General features: G+C 33.7%; 11 protein-coding genes. 5 read left to right on the forward strand and 6 right to left on the reverse strand.

Features of this window, described 5'->3' with window-relative positions:
* Positions 1-141 precede the first annotated feature (141 nt).
* The 3 genes from KKI44_RS03445 to uvrA all read right to left on the reverse strand — a co-directional run bounded on the left by KKI44_RS03445 (position 142) and on the right by uvrA (position 7,768).
* On the reverse strand, positions 142-546 hold the full coding sequence (locus KKI44_RS03445) for a hypothetical protein (RefSeq protein ID WP_214589848.1): 405 nt from the start codon (positions 544-546) through the stop codon (positions 142-144).
* Positions 547-779: 233 nt separating this feature from the next.
* Positions 780-4,847, reverse strand: coding sequence for an NACHT domain-containing protein (locus tag KKI44_RS03450; protein ID WP_214589849.1), 4,068 nt, complete (start codon positions 4,845-4,847; stop codon positions 780-782).
* Between the two features lie 89 nt (positions 4,848-4,936).
* Entirely contained in the window at positions 4,937-7,768 is a 2,832-nt protein-coding gene (gene uvrA, locus KKI44_RS03455) for an excinuclease ABC subunit UvrA (protein ID WP_185204635.1), read from the reverse strand.
* 159 nt (positions 7,769-7,927) lie between these two features.
* Here uvrA and KKI44_RS03460 point away from each other — a divergent pair, with 159 nt between their 5' ends.
* From KKI44_RS03460 to KKI44_RS03475, 4 genes are all read left to right on the forward strand, one after another.
* Positions 7,928-8,164, forward strand: a complete 237-nt coding sequence (locus KKI44_RS03460) for a hypothetical protein (RefSeq protein ID WP_214589850.1) — start codon at positions 7,928-7,930, stop codon at positions 8,162-8,164.
* A gap of 21 nt (positions 8,165-8,185) precedes the next feature.
* Entirely contained in the window at positions 8,186-8,869 is a 684-nt protein-coding gene (locus KKI44_RS03465; RefSeq protein ID WP_250902153.1) for a Crp/Fnr family transcriptional regulator, read from the forward strand.
* Between the two features lie 661 nt (positions 8,870-9,530).
* On the forward strand, positions 9,531-10,211 hold the full coding sequence (locus KKI44_RS03470; RefSeq protein WP_214589851.1) for a type 1 glutamine amidotransferase domain-containing protein: 681 nt from the start codon (positions 9,531-9,533) through the stop codon (positions 10,209-10,211).
* Between the two features lie 647 nt (positions 10,212-10,858).
* Positions 10,859-11,158, forward strand: coding sequence for a putative quinol monooxygenase (locus KKI44_RS03475; RefSeq protein ID WP_214589852.1), 300 nt, complete (start codon positions 10,859-10,861; stop codon positions 11,156-11,158).
* 476 nt (positions 11,159-11,634) lie between these two features.
* Here the strand turns inward: KKI44_RS03475 and KKI44_RS03480 are convergent, their stop codons facing one another.
* Entirely contained in the window at positions 11,635-13,512 is a 1,878-nt protein-coding gene (locus tag KKI44_RS03480) for a type VI secretion system baseplate subunit TssF (protein WP_214589853.1), read from the reverse strand.
* Between the two features lie 24 nt (positions 13,513-13,536).
* The gene (locus KKI44_RS03485; protein ID WP_076390131.1) at positions 13,537-13,977 is read right to left on the reverse strand and encodes a GPW/gp25 family protein; all 441 of its coding nucleotides are present in this window, start codon (positions 13,975-13,977) and stop codon (positions 13,537-13,539) included.
* Positions 13,978-14,900: 923 nt separating this feature from the next.
* On the opposite strand from KKI44_RS03485, the gene KKI44_RS03490 reads away from it, so the two are divergent.
* Positions 14,901-15,065, forward strand: a complete 165-nt coding sequence (locus tag KKI44_RS03490; protein WP_214589854.1) for a hypothetical protein — start codon at positions 14,901-14,903, stop codon at positions 15,063-15,065.
* A 112-nt stretch (positions 15,066-15,177) separates the two neighbouring features.
* Here KKI44_RS03490 and KKI44_RS03495 read toward each other — a convergent pair whose 3' ends face one another.
* A complete protein-coding gene (locus tag KKI44_RS03495) occupies positions 15,178-16,593 on the reverse strand; it encodes an APC family permease (RefSeq protein WP_214589855.1) in 1,416 nt (471 codons plus the stop codon).
* Positions 16,594-17,272: the final 679 nt, after the last annotated feature.

Consider the following 17,272-nt stretch of genomic DNA (forward strand, 5'->3'; position numbering starts at 1 on the left):
GTTTTAATTTTGTGATTCAAATATAAAACGAATATTTTTAATTATTATTACAACTTTATATTTAAAATTTTCATTATTTACACTTAAAATAAAAAAGCCATACAGAATTTGCATGGCTTGGTATAAAAGATTTTATGAATATTATCTGTTGTTGATTTCTACCGTTACTGGCATTACATAAGTGTAGGCAACCATGCTTTCATTTAACTTTTTACGGTCAACTTTATAATCCAGTTCGCTTAAAACTGTTTCAATTTCTTTGCTTACACTTTTACAGTCACCATTCGAATGAACATTAACGATTTTACCGTTCTTGGAAATATCAAATTTTACAACAGAGTTTACAGTTCCCTGTTTGTAATCCGTGTTGGAAAAGTCAAAATTTTCTATTAAACGGGTTCTTATATCGTTAAAAGTTTCACTTCTGCTTAACTGAATTTCTTCAATTGTATTATTGGCAGATATTTGTGCTTTTGCTGTATTGATTAGTCCAATGAATCCACAAACAAAAAATGAAGCGATTAATATCTGTATTTTATTTTTCATAACTCTTTGGTTTTAAACATTATATTAAACTTATCTACTGTTTCTTTACCAAAGATATATAAAATAATTTACAATAATTTTACATTGAGTTAACATTGAGTTAACATTGTAATTTAAACTATTGATTTTCAGTTGAATAAAATTTTAAAATTTTTGAAAATTTAATATTGGGAGTAATATTTATAAATAAAAAAGGCTAAATTTCATCAACTTAGCCTATATCTTAAAACAAATCAATTTAGAATTTGACTTACATGGTGTAACAGGTTTAATAGTTTTGGTGTTTTTTCTACAAAGTCTACACCTAAAAAAGTAATATTTTTCCAATCATTAAGTCTTTTACCTAAATCAAATACTGTATCATGCCATTTTCTTAATGTCGTTTTAGACTCCTGTATTGTAACCTCTGTTTCAGCTTCTTTTAATTCGATCAAATCTTTCATTCCTTCAATAAAAATGTTTTTCCACTCTTCATTTACCACTTGTAATTGCTGAAATTCTTTTAAAATTTCTTCTGCTTTTAAAACGTCAGGATTTGTTGAATATGAGTTAAAATTGTTTGTTAGAGTATTGTTATTTCCTCCAAACTGATTTCCACTAAATGTTGAACCTTCTCCAAAATTAAACTGTTCCATAATTATATTAGTTTGTAATGGTCTTTTTGTATTCTCTATAAAAATTTTAACCTCTTCGAAATTTAAAGGTCTTGAAAGTGAATTATAATAAGCCTGTTCTGATAAATCAATAAGATGATTTACATAAAAAAATTTCACTTCTTTATCTTTAATTCCTTGTTTTATTTCATGTAATACTATTTGTATTGCGGTATAACCTTCCTCTGATGTGGATAAGTTTGCAATTAAATTTTCGAGATTTGCTTTACTATGATGATAGTCAAAAGATCCCTTATTTTTTTCATCATAAATAATATCAAAAATTTCTTTTAACAGATTTAATTTTTCAAGATTTTCAAATTTTGCAATACTATTGATGTAAAAATCATCCCTTAAATCTGAAGCTACCGTTCCGAATTTCTTAAGGAAAACAAGATAAATTTCTAATGAATCCAAATCATTAAAATAGAATAATAAATCTAAAGCTTTTGAAAAATACAATTCATCCTCACTAGAAATATAGTCTTTAGCCAATTGATGTATAAAATGATTCCCTATATTCTTCTCTTGCATTAATTTTACTGCTTCCCAACATAAATACTTATTTGGATTCTCACAACATTTTTTTAGAAATTCTAATTGATTATGTGTAGATAATAAATCTGTATAGCTTTTTAAAAAATCTTTGTTACCCAGAATATTCTTATTACAAATTATAAATTTTCCTATTTTTTCATAAGTATCTTGTAATTTATTTTTTATAGCATAATTAATATGGTCAGTTAATGTACTATAATCCATTTGTTCAAAATTAATATTTTGAGCAATTTCTTTATCAAAAACTTCCTTATCGTTGATTTTATTAAATATGTATTCTAAATTCTCCTCACCCTTTCCATGAATATTACAATATTTTAGAGTTTTAAGATAAAACTCTTTCGAGTAACCAACATTAAATTCTTTATCAAAAAAGTAAAGCATTTTTAAAATGTAATAATGAGTTTTAAATGTAAAATAATCATCATGTTTTATCGTTAATACATTTTTGAAATCAAAATCTCGCTCAACTTTTAAACTTTCATTTTTGATATATTCTATATGCTCTGGTTTAATTTCAAAACCTTCACTTTTTCTATTTTTAATTTTATTTTTAATCTCATACAGCAAATTAATTTCGCGCTCAAGATAATTTAAAACTTTTTGCTTTGTTATTCCTGTTCGATTTTTTAATCGATTTTGTATAAATCCAAAAACTGAATTTTGTAAGCCGTGAAAACCAGTTTCTTCATACCATTTCCAACTGATTTCGTGAATTTTATCCCAAGTCATTTCAATAACTTCATTATCGTCAAAAACTTTTAAAATCTCACTTGATAATTTTTCTTTATCAAACAGAATCTCAAAGTTTTCTTGAGCGAAGTTTTTCAATTTCTGTCCATTAGAATGAAACTCTTCAGGAGTTGGAAGAAAATCATCAAATGTATAACCTGTTTTTGCTATTTCAAATTCTAAAAGTCTAGCTATTTCAAAATTGTAGTGAGAGACATAGTTTCGGAAGTTTTCAATTTTCGTATTTTCATTTATTTTTACTTTATTTTGTACATATTGTTCAACAAAATACTCAACACCCATTTCAGTAATGCACAATGATAAAATATGATTGGTTGAAGATGAAATACCAAACTTATCAAGTAAGTGATTAAACAAAGGGTATTTACTGCCCTCGACAATCAATTTTACAAACAAATTATCTCTATAAAATATATGACTATCTTTAACTAAGATATAGTCTACCAAATCAAATAGAAATTTTTCATCACTCTTTATGATTTCTACTATTTTTTCAATTAAATTATCTTGAAAATCCTTACCATGAAAATCACTAAAGTTTAAATCAAAATTTTGATCAAATAAAATTTTCAAAAATGTTAGAAAATTTTCTTTTTTCTTTATTCTCAATGTCATTTTTTCTAGAATCCAAGATGTCCCTCTTATAGAATTATCTTTTATCCTTTCAGAAGAGATTTCATAAAGTTTGAAAAGACAATTCTTCAATATTGGGAAATTATCATCAACGTTTTCGAAATCAGATAGCATCATTACTATTTGATGATTTACATCTGGATCAAAATCATCCTTAAAAAAATCTACAATATTTTCAAATAAATGTTTATCTTTTATGTGATAATCGCGATCTTTAAAACATCTTAAAGCATCATTTCTATATTCACGGTTTTCAAAGATTAAATCAATAATTATTTTTTTTAGATCTCCTTCCTTTTCACTTTCGTCCACATAACTTAGTAAGTCAATAGCAGAATAAACAGCTCTAAAATGCTCTTTTTTAACAATTGTATCTAAAAGAAATTCAACATCTGCAAACTCTGCTAACTTATTCATTGGAAACCTACGATTTCTCCCTAACCAAAATGTCTTTTCAAGTGTTATATCAGTAAAATATTTTTCGAAAATTTCTTTTTGTGTATATGGATTAAGCCTATCTTTTTCGGTGAGAAATAATATTTCAGGTTCATTATTTAATAACCAATCTTTGATAGTTTTAAATTTTGGCTCATCTAAAATGTTAAGTAGAAAACTTATTGTATTAAATAAGGCTGGTTTAGTTTTATTAACCTTTTCAATTTTTATAAAATCAATAATTTGATCCGTATTTAATTCAGCAATGTATTGTGCAGCGATAAATTCCTGATAGTTTTTATGCCTAAAAGTAAAGCTTGTTGATTCAGGATTTTTTTCAATAAAAGAGATTTTTTCAATAATATATTTTTCTTTTTTACCTAACAATCGGTACAAATCCATTTCTTCAATGCCATTTTTCTGCATCAGTTCATTTGTAATTGCTATTTTTTGCAGTGTTTTGGAAATATGTATTAAATCGATCTGATCACTTTTAATAAATTTTTCTTTATTCAAAAGCTGTAATTCCTGATTTATAGATAATTCGAATGCTTCAGCAATATTATTCGGAAATCTATTATTTTTCATGTAAAACTTTCCGAATAAACTTAGATTAAATGGGTTTTCTAAAAAAACTCTATACCTATTTAAGTCGCTATAAGAAATATCAATATTGAAATTATTTTTTAAAATACTTGCTATTTGTTTATCTCTCAAATTCTCTAAATAAAAGTATTCAAAACCCTCAATCTTTACCAAATACTTTTCATATATATTTGTTCTACAGCTTATAACTACTTTTATATTTCGATCATCATGTCTTTCTAAAAATAGTTCTAATTCTGAGATAAAATCTTGAATATCTGGAATCTCATCTAATCCATCAATAATAAAACAAATCTTATCTAAGTTTTCCCATTCTTTATATTTTATCAGTTTATCAATATTGTCATTACTTCTAAAATTCTTTATGTATAAGAAAAATGGAATTAACTCTGTATTTTTCTTTTCAAGCCATAAATTATTAAAAAGATTTTCTAATTCTTTAGTTTTTCCTATTCCCGGATTTCCTAATAATACAATGTTTCCTTTACTAATAAGAATATCTTTTAATTTTACTCCCTGTTCTTTGTCTTCTTTTAACCAGAAAATTCTGGATTCTGAATCATAATCTGTACCTGTTCTTATAAAGCGCTCCTCATGTTTATATTCTTCTATCTTCTTGCTTGTAGTGAATTTACTAATATCAAGACTATCCAATTCCTTCATCTTATGATTACAATTATTATACTTTCCATAAAAATAAAAAAAGGAATCTGCATTCACAAATTCCTTTATATAATTAAATTGATTATCAATTACTCCAGTTCCCTCTTCAAAAACTTCCCCGTCAGACTCTTCTTCGACTTCACAATTTCCTCGGGCGTTCCCTGCGCAACGATTTGTCCGCCGTGTTTTCCGCCTTCCGGACCAACATCGATGATATGATCGGCTAATTTGATCACATCCATATTATGTTCGATGATAATGAAAGAATTTCCTAATTCCACCAACTGGTTAATCGCATCCATTAAGATTTTTACATCTTCAAAATGCAGTCCTGTTGTGGGTTCGTCGAGAATATATAACGTATTTCCGGTTTGTCTTTTTGCCAGTTCTGTGGCTAATTTAATACGCTGCGCTTCTCCTCCCGAAAGCGTGGTTGATTGCTGTCCCAACGTAATATAACCCAAACCGACATCCTGCAGCGTTTTTACCTTCGCAAAGATCTTCGGAATCGGCTGGAAAAATTCCACCGCTTCATCAATCGTCATATCCAATACATCGGAAATCGATTTTCCTTTGTAACGCACTTCAAGAGTTTCCCTGTTAAAACGTTTTCCGTTGCAGGTTTCGCAGTGAACGTACACATCCGGTAAAAAGTTCATTTCAATTACTTTCAAACCGCCTCCCTGACAAGTTTCGCATCTTCCGCCTTTTACATTGAAAGAGAATCTTCCCGGTTTATAACCTCGGATTTTACTTTCCGGCAATTCCGCAAACAGGTTTCGGATGTCGGTAAACATTCCGGTGTAGGTTGCAGGATTCGAGCGCGGGGTTCTTCCGATGGGAGTCTGGTCTACATCTACGATTTTATCGATGTGTTCAAGACCTTCAATTTTTTTGTACGGCAAAGGTTCCTGAACCGCCCTGTAAAAATGTTTATTTAAAATCGGATACAATGTTCCGTTGATAAGCGACGATTTTCCGCTTCCTGAAATCCCCGAAACCACAACCAGTTTTCCCAGAGGAATATCCAATGTTACATTTTTCAGGTTATTTCCGCTTGCTCCTTTTAAAACAATATTTTTTCCGTTTCCTTTACGTCTTTCCGCAGGAACTTCGATCTTTCTTTTTCCGTTAATATATTGTGCCGTAATCGTATCTGCTTTTACCAGATCCTTCGGCTTTCCCTGCCACAGAATTTCTCCGCCAAATTTTCCGGCTCTTGGACCGATATCCAAAACCTCATCGGCTTCCAGAATCATATCTTTATCATGCTCTACCACCAGAACAGAATTTCCGATATCCCGAAGATTCTTTAAAGAATTAATCAATCTTTCATTGTCTCTCTGGTGCAACCCAATGGAAGGCTCATCTAAAATATAGAGAACATTCACCAATTGAGAACCGATTTGCGTAGCCAGACGAATTCTCTGGGATTCTCCACCCGAAAGTGTTTTTGAACTTCTGCTCAGACTTAAATAATCTAAACCTACGTCTAATAAAAACTGAAGCCTTGTTTCAATTTCCTTTAAAATTTCATGCGCAATGATGGCATTTTTCTCTGAAAATTTATCCTTAACATCAGCAAGCCAGTCTTTTAAATCAATTAAGCTTAAAGCATTTACCTCAGCAATATTCTTTCCGTCGATTTTAAAGCTTAAACTTGAAGGCTGAAGACGGGTTCCTTTACATTCCGGACAGGTTTCTTCCGTGGTGAAATGTCTTTCCAGCAGAATCGCTTCGTAAGATTCCCTTTCTTCGATAATTTCTTCCATGAAAGGAATCAGACCGTCAAAGCTGATCTTGATTTTCTTCGTAATTCCGGCGTATTTTAAATCTTTGTTGAATTCTTTATGACAGCCGTTGTAAATGTAGTCTAACGCTTCTTCCGGAATATCCTGAATCGGAGTTGCCATTCCCAATCCGAAAATTTCCAAGATATTTTTGATCTGAGAAAGTACCCATTTATTAGACTTTAAATCTTCCAATGGCAATAAACCTCCCTGATTGATGGATAATTTAGGGTTTTCAACAAAATAATCGGTATTGATTTTCTTGATGGTTCCCAAACCTTTACAGCTCGGACAGCTTCCTTTCGGAGAGTTGAAAGAAAACGTATTCGGTTCCGGCAAAGCCAGTGAATGACCGGTTTCGGCATCCATTAAATTTTTAGAAAAATATTCGATATCCTTCGTTCCCAGTTTCTGAATTCCGATCAGTCCCTCTCCCATTTCCATCGCCGTACGAAGAGATTTTTCCATTCTCGCTTCGGAAGCAGATTCCCCGATAATCCAGCGGTCGATGACGATGTCGATATCGTGGGTTTTATAACGGTCGAGTTTTAAATCATATTCAATGTCCTGCAGTTCGCCGTCAATTCTTGCCTGTCCGTATCCTTTTTTTGCCATCTGCACAAAAAGTTCGTGGTAATGTCCTTTTCTGGATCTTACAACAGGCGCCATCAGCATGATTTTCTCGCCTTTGTAATTCTCTTTGATGGTTTCTAAGATTTGTTCTTCCGTATAGCTTACCAATTTTTTTCCGGTGGTCTGAGAATACGCATCGGAAACTCTGGCAAATAGAAGACGTAAGAAATCGTAAAGTTCTGTTACGGTTCCTACCGTAGAACGCGGGTTTTTGTTGGTGGTTTTCTGTTCGATGGCAATTACAGGAGACAATCCTTCAATTTTATCGACATCGGGACGCTCCAGACCTCCCAAAAACTGTCTTGCGTACGCAGAAAACGTTTCGATATATCGGCGCTGTCCTTCCGCAAAAATCGTATCAAAAGCCAAGGATGATTTTCCGCTTCCCGAAAGTCCTGTAATTACGACCAGTTCGTTGCGTGGAATTTTTACATTGATGTTTTTAAGATTATGTTCACGTGCGCCGTAAACTTCTATATATTCTGTTGATTTACTCATAATTCGGGGTGATCTTACCTGAAAATCACGATGTGCAAAATTACGGAAATTTTGGCAATTTTCAGTGTTAAAAAGTGTTAGTTTATCCTTACAAAAATGATGCGAAATTATTCGGAAGCCATTTGTTTTTTTAATGGTTTTAGAAAATTATTATGACAATTGTACCATAAAAAATTTACTCTTCATGAATCTTTGATTACAATTGCGTTTTTTCAAAATAAAAGATCAGTCTTTTTAAAGCAAAACCTGTTTAAATTAATTTCAGAATTAACCGCAAAAGGGAAAAAAGATGATGGTAAAGCGAATTTCTGTAATAATCAAAGCGCTCAAAAGAATGAAAATCAGAAATTTTTAAAAACTATGATGAGCTTTTTCATTGATAATGATCAACTTTAAATAAAAAATTTAGTAGATCTTTTGTGGCTTTTGTGGTTAAATAAAAGTTTAAACAGACTTGCAGTTCTGCATTGGAAATTCAAGCAGATTCTTCAGAATTTTAATTACTTTTACACCGGACAAAGCATTATCATGAACCGACTGCGAGAACATATCGAAGCCATTACACCGCTTACAGACGAAGAGTTTGAATATGTAAAAACTTTTTTCACTTTAAGAAAAGTCCGTAAAAATCAGTTCCTGATCCATGACGGAGACGAAGTTAAATACGAATTTCTTGTTCTTGACGGAATTTATAAAGTCTATTATATTGATGAAAACGGCAAAGAACATATTCTTCAGTTTGCCAAAAAAGACTGGTGGATGTCCGATTATATAGGATTTTTTAAACAGCAAAATTCTAAAATGTTCATTGAATGCCTGAAAGAAGGCGAAGTGGTAAGTCTTACTCTCGAAGGAAGAAATAAACTCGCAGCAGATCTTCATAAGATGGATCATTTTTTCAGGATTAAATTAACGAACGGTTATATTGCGCTTCAGCAGAGAATTATGATGCTTTTGTCGGGAACACCACAACAGCGTTATGAAGAATTTGTGAGATTATATCCCGATCTGATTTCGGAAGTTCCTAAAAAATATGTTGCTGAGTATCTCGGCGTAAGCAGGGAAACTTTAAGCAGGCTGTATTCTAATACCAATAAATAGTTTTTAAATTTTTTACTTAGCGAAATCTTTTAACGAGTCATGTCATTCTGATTGAAATTTTGCGAAGCATTATGAAAGGAAGAATCTTTTTGATCGTCTCCCGCAGATTGTGCAGATTACGCGGATATTTTTCAATTTAAAATTGTTTATTTTTCTTAAATGTATTTGCAGCATTTCTGTCATCCTGTAAAGGATCTTAACAATACTGGGAATAAGAGACTCTTAGACAGGCTCAGAGTGACACTGCGAATACTAAACGAAAAACAAATGAAGAATCTTTTTAAACACTAATGCCACTAATTTTTTGCACAAAGAGCACAAATAAATTAAATACTATATTAAAGACAGACTTGATGTGTATTGTTTCAAATATTGAAAAGAATAACTTCCGCCATAGCCCCGATTGCAGAGGAAATCCCGCAATGGAGCGGCGGAGCGAAGCGGAGCCGTGCAATGAGGAATTGTAACGGAAAGCGGGAAAAAGCTCCCAATAAAATATAAAAACCAATAGGATAAAATGCAGAAGTGTGATTTGGATCACACTTTTTTTGTGACTTCAGTCCTTCGAACGAAGCATTGGATAGGCATACATTTGCTGTAGAAATTCAGGTAATTTCAGAAAGATCAAACAAAATATTTTTAACAAACAAAATTGAATGTCATGAATCCAAAAGTATTAATCGTTGTATCCAACGCGAATTCTATCGGTCCGAACAATAAAAGAACAGGAACTTTCCTGCCTGAAGTAGCGCATCCTTATGCAGAATTTGAAAATGCAGGTTACCAGATCGATTTTGCCAGCTTAACCGGTGAGTCTCCGTTTCTGGACGGATTAAATTTAGCAGATGATCCGGAGAACTTAAAATTTTTAACCGGAAAAGGCTGGGAAGATATGCACAATGCAAAAAAACTTTCTGAGGTAAATACTTATAATTACGATGCTGTTTTTGTTCCGGGAGGTCTGGCTCCGATGGTGGATATGGCAGAAGCGCCGGAACTTAAAAAAGTACTTGCCGATTTTTATGAAAGCAACCGTGTTGTGGGAGCGGTTTGTCATGGTCCCGTTTCGCTTCTGAATGTAAAATTAAGCGATGGAAGTTATCTGGTGAATGGTAAGAATATTGCTGCATTTACCACTGCGGAAGAAGAGAATTATGCAAAAGCGGATGTTGCTTTCGATCTTCAGACTGCCTTAACGGAGCAGGGTGCGATTTTCCATGCAGCAGAACCGTGGTCTGCAAACAGTATTGCCGACGGAAATATCGTTACCGGACAAAATCCGGCTTCTGCAAAAGGTGTCGGAGAAAAAATAGTGGCTCTTTTGGAAGCGAAAAAAGCTTAAGCAGTCTGTTGTGCATTTGGGAATGCTTTTGCTTATCTTTATGTGAAATCTTTTTATTGTAAGATTTAGAGCCTGTTTAATAAAGAATTAGCTTAAAAAACTTAATCGTTATAAGCATCGCAAAGGCGCAAAATATTCATTAATACAATCTTGTCTTAAGGCGCAAAGATTTTATCTGCGATAAAATTAAGCATCAATCCTTATTGAAAATCTTTGATTTTCCTGCGCCTTAAAGATTTAAATTAATAAAAATCTTGCGTCTTACAACAAGAATATATTTATTAAGCTTGTTTAACTAATTTCAGAATTAACCGCAAAAGGGACAAAAGATAATGTTAAATCGAATTTCTAATAATAACCAAAGCGCCCAAAGAATAAAAATCAAAGATTTTTAAAACTATGGTGAGCTTTTTCATTTATAATGATCAACTTTAAATAATAGTTTAGTTTATCTTTTGTAGCTTTTGCGGTTAAATAAAAGTTAAACAGACTTAATATTCAGGCTGGCTCTTAATGTAATTTCGCGATAAATGAATCGCAAGGAGAGACACAAATAATTGTAACAATTTGAAAATAAGATCAACAACAGCATTGCACTTATTTTAGAAATACAGGGATTCAAATAAATAATTAAAAAATATAAGAAAATGGATCAGAAAGCAGTATATATCTGTGCCAAATGGCAGGTAAAAGAAGGAAAACTGGATGCCGTTCTGCAGTTGGTACAACAGGCAGCAGAAAAAAGTTCACAGGAAGAAGGAAATCTTTTCTATAAAGTACATCAAAGCCAATCTGGCGATCATACTTTGGTATTGTTTGAAGGGTATAAAAATGCCGATGCAGTGGAATTCCATAAAAATTCTGAGCATTACCAGAAAGTTGTAGCCGAACAGATTGTTCCTTTACTGGAAAACAGAGAGGTGATTCTTATGGATCAGTTATTTTAAATAGTAGTTTTTTTAATGAGTTTCGGGCAAACCTTTGGTTTGCCCGAAATTTTTATTATTTAACCTGAGTTCGGGATAAGTCTTTTTAAACGCAAGGTTAAACAAAGCGATTCAATTATCAGGAATTCAGCTTTTAAGATATACAAAGGCGTAAAATTGATCAAAGTAATACCATTTTTGTCTTTTTTAAATAAACGAAGTGCCTTTGTTTAGCTTACCAACTTTCAATAAGTAAAAAAAATCTTTTATTTTTCTTTGCGATAAAATAATACAACATTATAAATCAATTATTTAAATTTATTTCTTATCCCGAACTGAGGTTATTTAGCTGGAGATGCTTCAACAAGCTCAGGATGAAAGGATTCTAATACTAACTGCTTTTATATTCCTTCAAATAAATATGCTGAAGATTTCCGCTAAGTCATCCTAAGATCGTCTGAGAATTCATCCATTTTTACTGAGAATATCTTAAACAATCACGAAAAATCCGAATCTTCATTCGTTACTTTTACCAGATATTCAATTCCGTCGATAGCTTTGGAAATAATCTGGTTTCTTAAAACATTCGCCATATTTTCCCAGTAAGCTCTTCCGTAGAAAGAATAATTCTGCGGAATGATTTCTACCTCAACCGTTCGGATGAAACCTTCTTTCGGTTTATTGCTGATCATTGTTCCGCGGGTTACCTTTACCTCTTTCAGTTCGTCTTTCAAAACCATTCGGCAATAGTTTTTCACGTCTTCCAGAGAAATAATCTTATCTCTTGTGGTTAAAGCATATTTATAAGTCTGAATACTGTCGGTTCCTTTCTGCTCTTCCGCGCCGCCTATCGTTTCCGTTAAAAGCACCAGCGTCTGCGATTTCAACTGATTCGAAAGTTCCGTTCCGGGACGCATATGATTGGCTAATGTAGAATGGGTGATCCAGAATGAAGCATACGTGTGATCTGTTTTATCAACAGGCTCCATAATCACATAGTTCAGCTCCTGTTTAATGCTTCCTTTGGCATTGTTGACTTTCTGAACCATGGATTTCATTTTGTCGGACATTTCACTGAGAACGCCTTTCACATTATCACGGTTCAGTAAAGAGAAGGCTGCAATTTCGTCTCTAGTGAGTTCCAGAACATTGGCAATCATATCAACGGCATTTCTGTTCGTAAAACGCTCCATTCCGCCCTTTCTTACCGTGTATAATCCTTTTCGAAGATCGTCATTTGGGGTGAAAGGAATTTCGGTGTATTTTCTTCCGTCACCGTCCTGAACCTCATCTACATACAGAAAATGTTCGCCTTCATCCGTTACGAGAGGAATATTGTTTCCCATGATGTCTAAGCTGTATTCCGTTTTTTTCCAGCCGCGGTTGTAGATCGGGAAAGCATTCAAAACAAAGGAAAAATTATCCAGAATTTCAGCGGAAAATTGTGGCGGAAATTCGAAAGTAAGCCACAGATAACGTTTTCCGTCGATGTATTTTGTAATTTCTTCTTTATAATCTACATAGCTGAGATTTTCTGGAAGCTGTCCCTGTTCTGAAAATAATGAGGCTGAAAGTCCTGAAATCTCAATGAATTTATGATGATACACACTTTTGATGTCTTCAATAATTTTATTCTGAATAGACTGTTCGCGGAACATCTGCTCATATCCTTCTGCCGGATTGTTTTTATAATAAGTTAAACCTTCTTTTACAAATAACGGATTTCCGTTGGACGAAACCGTAATGTAAGGCAATAATTTATAGGTAAAATCAAGATGTTCGAAAGCAGGATTTGAACAGTAAATGCTTACATTTTTAGGAAAAGTTTCGTTTGAGTATTTTGAAACATCAATTCCGATGGTCACTTTACGGTAATCTTCCGGTCTTCCCTGAAATCTTGCAATGGGAATTTTATTCAGCAGGTCATCAATTCCGTAGCAGGTGTTTCCTACAAACATGATGGCGGTCTGTATTTTGTTGATTCTGATATTTCCAATTGGCGTAAAAGGAATATTGATCTGCTTATCCGATTCTGATTTTATGGTGGAAGTCATCTGTTTTTTAAAGAAAAACTCGGTATGCTCCAATAAAATTTCAGACGGTTCATAAGGTTGTGTAAATGCAATTGCATGAGACGGAATCGGATGTGTATAAATGGAAGGCGTTAATAATTTTGCCAGTTTTTCTAAAATTCTTGCGTTAACGGTCTGTATTTCGTTATTCGCTTTGAAAACCTCTGTGCTGAACGCATCAATTAATAATTTAACGAACGGATCAAGAGATTGCGGACTTTTCAGACCCCATACTTTCGTGGCATTCTGAAGCATCCTCGCTTTTACGGATTCTTTGGAATAAATATTCTGTTCTAAATTCATAGGATTAGGTGGTGGTTATAGAATTTAATCAATCGACATCGGACTCAGGAAAAGCTCTGTAGAAAAGCTGAAACGTTCTCCGGAATGCTCCATTTTGGCATTGATGGCGATTTTTACCTTTTTTTTTATTTCGGTATGTTCTTTTGTGTCGTAGCTGTGTTCTACGATCTGGATGTGTGCATCGATTTGCGGCTGAACGATTCTGGGTTCGTATTCCTGAATCTGTCTTTTGAGGCTTTTAATGAAAACAGCTTCCCAGACTGCGCTTGTAATGCCGTTATCGAATTCAAGATTCCAGACGTCGTTTCCGTAATTTTCATCGTATCTGTTTTCGCCTTTTTTGGTGGTGATGAGCAGCATAATATTGTGTGCGATGCTTTCTCCCATGTCGCAGGTTTCTATGCTTCCTCCTTCCGTCATTAAAGTCGACGGAACAAAAGGCATTCTGTAATTCGGTGTGTCCATGATTTCTCCTTCTTAATTTTTTACTTCATTGAACTCAATTCTTTGAAATATACTACCAAATTAATCATTTTTAAGGAAAAAAAGGAGATAATATGATTGATTATTGTTTAAATTTTTCTTTTTTAAATAGGCATTGGCTTGAAATTACATGAATTAATAAAAGATCAAACAGATTTTTGATTTTAAACTACCCCGTCAAAAATTTTGTTGAAATTTTTGCCACCCCTCCGAAGGAGGGGAATTTTTAGAGCCTTAAAACTTAAGGATCAGTTGCCTACAATATTCATGTACGATGGCTTCCAATAAATTGAGAAATACTTCCTGAGAACTTCGGAGGTTTAAAACAGGGTTGTTTGTAATCAACGGAGAAGTTCTGTGGTTTCCTGCAAACTGCGGGAGACTTCCGGAGAACTCCGGAGATTTAAAGCAGGGTTGTTTGTAATCAACGGAGAAGTTCTGTGGTTTCCTGCAAACTACGGGAGATTTCCGGAGAACTCCGGAGATTTAAAACAGGGTTGTTTGTAATCAACGGAGAAGTTCTGTGATTTCCTGCAAACTGCGGGAGACTTGCGGAGAACTCCGGAGATTTAAAACAGGGTTGTTTGTAATCAACGGAGAAGTTCTGTGGTTTTCTGCAAGCTGCGGGAGACTTCCGGAGAACTACGGAGGTTTAAAACAGAGTTGTTTGTAATTAACGGAGAAGTTCTGTGGTTTTGAATGTTTTTAAATGATTTGGTTTTTCTAAACCACCCCGTCAAAAATTTTAATAAAATTTTTGCCACCCCTCCAAAGGAGGGGAATCTTTCGGGGTTTCTGATTTAATTTTTTCTGTTTTTGATGGATGTAGTGGACAAAAATTGAAATTATACAGAAAAATCCTAGCCCAGATTGCAATGAAAATCCTTTTTGAAAAAAAGATTGTAATGGAAAGCTGGAAAAAGCTCCAAAAAAAAGCTGCCCGACTTTGCGAACTGCTTTATATGATTATTTCTTTTTGGCAAGACGGATATATTGGAAAGGAGGAGTTCTTTGGATTTGAATACTTTTTGAATTATTCGAACTTTAAAACCACCCCGTCAAAAATTTAATTAAATTTTTGCCACCCCTCCAAGAGAGGGGAATTTTTGACTTTAGGGGTTATTTTTGATTTGGGGTTGACAAAAAATAAAAGCTGCCCAGATTGACGAACAGCTTTTCAATTTATTTTTCAGTTTTTTTATTCATATTAATGAGATAATACACGGGAAGTCCGAGTAAAACCATGAGAAAACCGGGCCATGTATACTGCTGTTTGTAGATGAGCAATAAGATACAGAAACCTGTCCCGATCAATAAATAAATAATCGGAGTCACCGGATACAGCCATGTTTTGTAAGGTCTTTCCAGATTGGGCTGTTTTATTCTCAGGTAAATAACGCCGAAAACGGTAATCATGTAAAATAAAACGATCACAAAAGAGATCATATCCAGCAAATTGCCGTACTGTCCGCTTAAACATAAAATGGAAGCCCAGATTCCCTGCATCCAGAGTGCATTTGCGGGCACATTGTTTTTGTTGTTCTGCTCTGCCTGTCTGAAAAACATTCCGTCTTTTGCCATCGTCTGAAACACTCTTGCTCCGGCTAAGATGAGTCCGTTATTGCATCCGAAAGTAGAAATCATCACCAAAACCGCAATAATTGCCGTTCCTGCATTTCCGAAAATGAAGTGTGAAGCAGCCACCGCTACCCTGTCGTTTTCCGCAAAGGCAATGGAATCTCTGTCTAAAGCGTTCAGGTAAACGTAATTGACGGCGATGTACAAAATCATAACGGCAGTTGTTCCGTAGATCATAGATTTTACAACATTCTTCTTTGGATTTTCAATTTCTCCGGAAACAAAGGTTACACTTTCCCACGCTACCGAACTGAAAACGGAACCTACCATTGCTGCGGCAATTCCGCCCAGTAAAGTCATTCCGCCAATGGGTTCCCAGCCTTCTTTCAGAAAATTTCCTGAAATGTCTTTTTTAAGGTTGCTGAAAGCCTCATATCCAAAGCTGAAATTATCCGTTAAATGCGAAATATCCACCAGAATAAATCCTGTAGCAATAAGACCGAGTAATGCTATGATTTTGGAGCCTGTAAAGATATTCTGTAATAATTTTCCGCTTTCAACGCCTCTTGTGTTGAGCTGGGTTAATAAAATGATAGTAGCAATTGCTAAAATCTGGATCCATGTAATTTTAAATTCGCCACTCTGGAAAATCGGAGCTGCATCATTTAAAGCGGGAACAAGATAAGCAGTAAATTTCCCGAAAGCCATTGCCACGGCAGCAATTGTTCCGGTCTGAATGACCGTAAACAATCCCCATCCATATAAAAAGCCCATTTTTCTTCCGAAAATTTCTTTGAGATAGGTGTATTGTCCTCCCGCTTTTGGAAACATTGCCGAAAGCTCTCCGTAACTGATAGCTGCGGCAACGGTCATGACTCCCGTAATAATCCAAACCACGATTACCCAGAATCCTGAGCCAAGGTTCCGCATCATATCTGCGGCAACAATAAAAATTCCGCTTCCGATCATGGATCCCATTACCAGCATAATGGCATCCCAAAGTTTTAGTTTTTTCTGCATAATTGATTGTAGATTCCAAATATAAATAATTATAGGATTATTTTCTGTTTTATTTAATATTCGCCGGATTTTTCTGTAAATTGATATTTAACGCAATGACCGCAAGATTTTTATTAAAATAACATTAATTATTTTTGGTTCGCAAGGGTGCTTCGACAGGCTCAGCATAAACTATTCACTCAGCGAATGATAAAAATGCATAAAAGAGTTTTTCAATTTTTTGCGTGCTGATAGTTTATAAAATCAAGGCACTTCAATATTATTTTCAAAATAAAATTCTGCTATCACTTGCTGAGTGAAACGCCTTTGCGAACGGAATTTTTTCAAAGCTAATCCTGTTTATCTTTGCGAACTCTGCGTTAAATAATTTTTGATTGCAATGATTTAACGCAATGCTCACAAGGTTTTATTAAAAACAACATTGATTATTTTTCCGTTCGCAATGGTGTTTCACTCAGCGAATGATAAAAATATATAATTGATATTTAATTTTTTTTATATGATAATGTATTGAAATTAAGGCGTCTAAAAATTGTTTTCAAAATATAAGTTCGCTATCATTTGCTGAGTGAAACACCATTGCGAACGGAATTTTTTCAAAGTTTATCCTATTATCTTTGCGAACCCCGCGTTAAAAACGTATAACAAAGCTAGTCTTAATAAAATGCATTCAAATTCT

The organism is Chryseobacterium sp. ZHDP1 (assembly GCF_018603435.1).
In the GTDB taxonomy this organism is placed as follows: Bacteria; Bacteroidota; Bacteroidia; order Flavobacteriales; family Weeksellaceae; genus Chryseobacterium; species Chryseobacterium indicum.